The sequence below is a fragment of the Rhizobacter sp. genome, from assembly GCF_031412075.1.
GTDB lineage: Bacteria > Pseudomonadota > Gammaproteobacteria > Burkholderiales > Burkholderiaceae_C > Rhizobacter.
In genome coordinates, this window is record NZ_JANOCG010000171.1 from 1 (window position 1) to 5274 (window position 5274).

The following is a 5274-nucleotide window of genomic DNA, read 5'->3' on the forward strand; positions in this document are numbered from 1 at the left end:
GAGTTGCGCACCATCCCGAACATCGGCGCGGTGACCTCCACCGCGAGCCTGGTGCGCCCCGAGCTGATCGTGCGGCCCGACTTTGCGCGCGCCGCCGACCTGGGCGTCACCTCGGCCGCGATTGCCGACACGCTGCGCATCGCCACCGCGGGCGACTACGACCAGGGCCTGGCCAAGATGAACCTCAGCCAGCGCCAGGTGCCGGTGGTGGTGAAGCTGGCCGACAACGGCCGTCAAGACATCGAGGTGCTGTCTCGCCTGCCGGTGCCCGGCGCGCGCGGGCCGGTGCCTTTGTCCAACGTGGCCACGCTCGAGATCGCCAGCGGCCCGGCCGAGATCGCGCGCTACGACCGTCTGCGCAACATCAATTTCGAGATCGAGTTGAACCAGCAGCCGCTCGGTGCGGTGGAAGCGGCAGCGCTCGCCCTGCCCAGCCTCAAGAACCTGCCAGCCGGTGTGATCCAGACCTCGGTGGGTGACGCCGAGGCCATGGCCGACCTGTTCGCCAGCTTCGGCCTGGCCATGTTGACCGGCGTGCTGTGCATCTACATCGTGCTGGTGCTGCTGTTCAAGGATTTTGTGCAGCCGGTGACCATCCTGGTCGCGCTGGTGCTGTCGATCCCCGGCGCCTTCCTCGCGCTCTTTCTCACGGGGACCGCCGTGTCGATGCCTTCGATGATCGGCTTGATCATGCTGATGGGGATTGCGACCAAAAACTCGATCCTGCTGATCGACTACGTGATCCTCGCGCGGCGTGACCACGGCCTGAACCGCTGGGACGCCCTGCTCGACGCCTGCCACAAGCGCGCCCGCCCGATCGTCATGACCACCATCGCGATGGGCGCCGGCATGATGCCGATCGCCATTGGCCTGGGCGTCGACCCGAGCTTCCGCTCGCCGATGGCCATTGTGGTGATCGGCGGCTTGATCACCTCCACCTTCCTGAGCCTGCTGGTGATTCCGGTGGTGTTCACCTATGTGGACGACGTGGAGCAATGGGTGTCGCGACACCTCAAGCGGAGGCACCACGAGCAGTCGGCCGCGCCGGCGCTGCCGATGGCGGCCGACGCGAGCGAAGGCAAATAAGCCACAACGTCATTCCCGCGCAGGCGGAAATGACGGGCGGTCAGCGTCGCAACGGCGGAATGCCGTCGCCACGGGTCGTCAGCTCCGGCGGCGGCACGTCCCCACGCTCCAGGCGGTCTTCGAGCTCGCCGACGATGGCGGCCACGGCGTTGCTGTTTTCTTCCAGCGTGAGGCGCATCGCACCTTCCATGTGGTTCATGCGCTTGAGCAGCTCGGTGTGGCCGTCGGTGCTGGCTTGCGCCACCCGCGCCAGCTCGGTCGTCAGGAAGGACCGCAGCTCGGTGAAGCGCGAGGCTTCGGCGGTGTCGGCCAGCTCACGCTGCGCTTGCAACTCCTTGGTGTGGCGGCGGGTTTCCTGGAGCGTGCCAGCCTGTATCGAGATGGCCCACATGGTGAACAGCAGGCTCAAGAAAAACGCCAGCCCCAGCATGATCAAACCGAGCGGTGCCTGCACGGTGGTGAACACCAGCGAGATCGGCGTGAGCGCCGTGAAGGCCGGCCAGTTGATCAGCGCGAACAGGCCGATCAGGACGAGAACAGCAAAAAGTGTCAGTGCGCGAACCATGGGGGGTTCTCCTTCGAGGTCAGGTGAACCCCAAGACTAGAGCCGCGCCGCTGCGAACGCTGTAGGACAGCCCCGCGTTTTGCCGCGTATCAGCCCGTTGTGCTGCCCTGCAGACCGCGGATTCGCGCTTGTCGCTGGCTCTCTTCGCGCGCCTGCGCCGCCTGGCAACGCGGCCCGCTGAACTCGGCCTGCAGCGCGTCCAGAAACACCCGCGTGCGCGCGGGCATCAGCCGCCGCCCCGGGAACACCGCCCAGGCCGGCGTGCTGGGCAGGGTCCAGTCCACCAGCAAGGGCATCAGCTCCCCGCTTTGCACATAAGGCTCGGCAAAGTGGTCGTTGACCGCCGCGATGCCCGCCCCGGCGCGAGCCAGGCGGATCAGAAGCTCAGGCGAGTTGGCTTTCGCCCGCACCGGCGGCACGCCTTCCCACTGCTGCTCGCCGCGTGTCAACCGCCAGACCAGCGGCTCGCCGCTTTGCGTGAGGATGTGCAGGCTGTCGTGCTCCATCAGCGCCTCGGGCTCGGGCGGCACGCCGCGCTTTTGCAGGTAGCTGGGCGCGGCATAGAGCCCATGTGAAAACGTGGCCATGCGCCGCGCGGCCAGCGTTGCGTCGTCGGGCAAGTCACCCATGCGCAGCGCCACATCGAAGTTTTCGCCGATCAGGTCGACCCGGCGTGGCGACAAGTCGAGCTCCAGCGAGATCGCCGGGTAACGCGCGATGAAGTCGGACAGCACCCGCCCGAGGACCACCGTCGCAAAGTCGCCCGGCATCGACACCCGCAGCCGCCCGCTCGGCTGCACCTGCCGGTGCTGGGCCAACTGGGCTGCCGCCTCGACCTCGTCGGCCACGTGGCGGGCGTGCTCCAGCACGCTGTGGCCGAAGTCGGTGAGGTTCAGTTTGCGGGTGGTGCGCAGAAGCAGGCGCTCACCCAGCTGGGTTTCCAGCGCTGCCATGCGGCGCGACACAGTCGATTTGGGCAAGCCCAGGCGCTCGCCGGCGCGGCTGAAGCTGCCTTCGTCGACCACGCGGGCAAAAAGCAGCAGGTCGTTGGGTTCGAGTTGGTTCATGGCGGTCATCGTTCCGTAGGTGGAACAATGTTATCCATTCTGACGGCTTCCGGATTGTTTACGGGATAACTACATTGACCCCATCGCAACCGAACTCTGAGGACGCCACCATGAACATCCTGCAAATCAACTCCAGCTCGCGCACCGTGGGCTCTCACTCTTCTCGCCTGGCCGCCGACATCGTCGAGCGCCTGACGGCCGCCCACCCAGAGTCAGCACTGACTTTGCGTGACCTGGGCCGCAGCCCGCACCCGGCGCTGGACGAAGCCGCGCTGCAAGCGCTGTTCACCCCGGCCGCCCAGCGCAGCGACGCCCAAAACGCCCGCGTGGCGCAAGACGACGTGCTGATCGCGGAAGTGCAGGCTGCCGACGTGCTGGTGCTGGGCGTGCCGATGTACAACTTCGGCGTGCCGGCCGCCTTGAAGAACTGGATCGACGCCATCGCCCGCACCGGTGTCACCTTCAAATACACCGACAAGGGCCCGGTTGGCCTGTTGCAAGGCAAGAAGGTCTACGTGGCGCTGGCCCGTGGCGGCCTGTACCGCGACACACCGGCCGACACCCAGGTGCCATACCTGAAGACGGTGCTGGCCTTCCTGGGCATGACCGACGTCCAGTTCATCTATGCCGAAGGTCTGGCGATGGGGCCGGAGGCCGAGCAGAAGGCGCTCGCGTCCGCCGAGGCTCAGATCGAGGACGTGCTCGCCTAAGCGGCGTACCAATGGGCGAGTGCCTGCGCGCGCAGACCAGCGCGCGCCGCCTCGTCCAGCGGCGCCCAGCGCCGGTGGCTGCAGGCCGCCCGCGCCATGAAGTCGAGCCAGCCGACGTGGGTGCGCAGCACCCGCTGCTGGCGGTGTTCGATCAGCGGGTTGAAGATGCCGTGGCGTGAAAACAGCTGGCGCGGGTTTTTCTTCACCCACAGCCACGAACCCATCTCCAGCGTCAGCGGCAAGAAGGTGCGGCCGGGCTGCGTGCAGGCACGCAGGTAAAGGTGGTCCCACAGGTCACCGTGGGTGAGGTACTGGCGGCTTTGCGGCTCGATCACATAACGGTGGTGGGTGAGCGTCTGGTCGAGGATGTGCTTGAGCGCCATCAGCTCGGGCAAGTGATCGATCGGCTCGGTGGTGTGGGCATGCGGAAACCAGATGCGGTCGCGCAGGCCAAAGCCCGAATGGCAGTCCACCGCCAGGCTGAAACTGCGGCTGAGCAGCTCCTCGTCGACCACCTGGCACAGCGCCTGGGCTTCGGGCTCCATCGGCTCGTCGAGCGCGCCACGGTACCAGGGCAAGGCGGCGCTCAGGCGCTGGCCGCCGATCAGGAAGGGCACGCGCGCCACCGCGTCGAGCGGTGCATTGCGCATCAGGTCGACCCCGCGCGCATTGGCCCGCGTGCCACGCGCCATGCCGGCCGGGTTCACCACCGGCATGAACACCAGGCGCAGTGATTCAAGCTGGCGGTGCAACACGCCGTCCCAGGGCAGGCGCATCACCAGGTTGCGCAAGAACGCCAGCACCACCTCCGCGCCAATGCGCTCCAGGCCGTGCACACCGCCAAAAAAGCCGATCGCCGGCACATCGAGGCTGGGGTTGCCGAGCGTGATCACGTGCACCGGGTAGCTCACGCCAGCGGCCTGCACCTCGCACACCAGGCGCCGTTGCAGGTGCGGCCCGCCGAGGTCGACGAGCTTTTGCAGATCCAGCAGTTGGGGAAGGGTGGGAAGGCTCACGCGGCACGGCAATAACGGCGCGGCCGAGCCTACGCCACGCACGTGACAGTTCACCCGGCGGGCCTGGCCCAGGCTGACATCAAACCGTCATGGCCGGCGTCTACGGTGTCGAGACACGTTCACCCAACGGGGCCCGCCATGTCACCCAAACTCAGCGCCGCAACCGTGTTCGCCATTGGCGGCGCCGTCTTGTGGGGCTTCGTTGAATTCGTCGCCTTGTTCATCGCCTCAAGTCGCTCACGCTGGGCGCAGTGGCGTCAGACCTCGCGCGTGCCCTCGCACAGCGGGTAATGCCCGCAACTCAGCACCCGCTGGCCGGCCAGCGGGCCGCTTGAACGCAGCTGCTCCACCATCGCCCCGCCACACAAGGGGCAAGGCTGGGGGCGCAGCCGCCAGGCCGAAGGCGGCAACGTGCTGTCGGGAAACGGCCCGTCGCGGCGGATGATCACCGGCTGCGTCTTTTCTTCGCCGGTGTGCAACAGGTCGCGCAAGCGGCTGCCGTCGATCAGGTGGATGTTGCGGCCTTCGCTGAAGCGCAGCGCCTCCGGCGTGAACACCCCCGAGCTCAGCACGAAGCCGCCCGCCGCCTGGCGCGACAACATCAGCGCATGCAGCTCGCGCAGCGGCCCCACACCGACCGCATTCGAGCGCCAGGGTTTGCAGTCGACCAGAAAGCGCTCGGTGCCGCGCGCGAGCACCATGTCGACGGCGCGGCCACCACCGCCGCCGGTTTCGCTGACGGCATAACCGCGCTGGCGAAAGCCCTCGGCCGCGAGCCGTTCGAACTCGTGCCAGCCCATGCCCTCGATCAGCGCCGCGCCCGCCGGCAG

The 5274-nt window shown here is 67.5% G+C and carries 6 protein-coding genes; 2 read left to right on the plus strand and 4 right to left on the minus strand.

Going from position 1 to position 5274, the window contains the following annotated elements:
* A partial coding sequence (locus tag RMO40_RS06010) for an efflux RND transporter permease subunit (protein WP_309717717.1) occupies positions 1-1086 on the plus strand: 1086 nt, incomplete at its 5' end.
* A gap of 40 nt (positions 1087-1126) precedes the next feature.
* On the opposite strand, the gene RMO40_RS06015 is transcribed toward RMO40_RS06010, so the two are convergent.
* Complete coding sequence (locus RMO40_RS06015; RefSeq protein ID WP_309717720.1) at positions 1127-1651, minus strand: LapA family protein; 525 nt, start codon at positions 1649-1651, stop codon at positions 1127-1129.
* Positions 1652-1740: 89 nt separating this feature from the next.
* Positions 1741-2718 carry a LysR substrate-binding domain-containing protein gene (locus RMO40_RS06020; protein WP_309717723.1) on the minus strand — a complete coding sequence of 326 codons (978 nt, stop codon included), beginning with the start codon at positions 2716-2718 and terminating at the stop codon, positions 1741-1743.
* Positions 2719-2828: 110 nt separating this feature from the next.
* Between RMO40_RS06020 and RMO40_RS06025 the strand changes: the two genes are divergently transcribed.
* Entirely contained in the window at positions 2829-3428 is a 600-nt protein-coding gene (locus tag RMO40_RS06025; RefSeq protein ID WP_309717725.1) for an NAD(P)H-dependent oxidoreductase, read from the plus strand.
* Here the strand turns inward: RMO40_RS06025 and RMO40_RS06030 are convergent.
* Positions 3425-4444 (minus strand): M14 family zinc carboxypeptidase, encoded by a 1020-nt coding sequence (locus tag RMO40_RS06030; RefSeq protein WP_309717728.1) that lies wholly within the window; start codon positions 4442-4444, stop codon positions 3425-3427. The two genes, RMO40_RS06025 and RMO40_RS06030, sit on opposite strands and share 4 nt — an antisense overlap.
* A gap of 257 nt (positions 4445-4701) precedes the next feature.
* Positions 4702-5274, minus strand: a 573-nt coding sequence (locus tag RMO40_RS06035; protein ID WP_309717731.1) for a restriction endonuclease, incomplete at its 5' end; no start/stop codon positions are given.

Excerpts from the sequence above, each read along its gene's own strand:
- RMO40_RS06020 (WP_309717723.1), bottom strand. The coding sequence starts at position 2,718 with ATGAACCAACTCGAACCCAACGACCTGCTGCTTTTTGCCCGCGTGGTC.
- RMO40_RS06015 (WP_309717720.1), bottom strand. The coding sequence starts at position 1,651 with ATGGTTCGCGCACTGACACTTTTTGCTGTTCTCGTCCTGATCGGCCTG.
- RMO40_RS06025 (WP_309717725.1), top strand. The coding sequence starts at position 2,829 with ATGAACATCCTGCAAATCAACTCCAGCTCGCGCACCGTGGGCTCTCAC.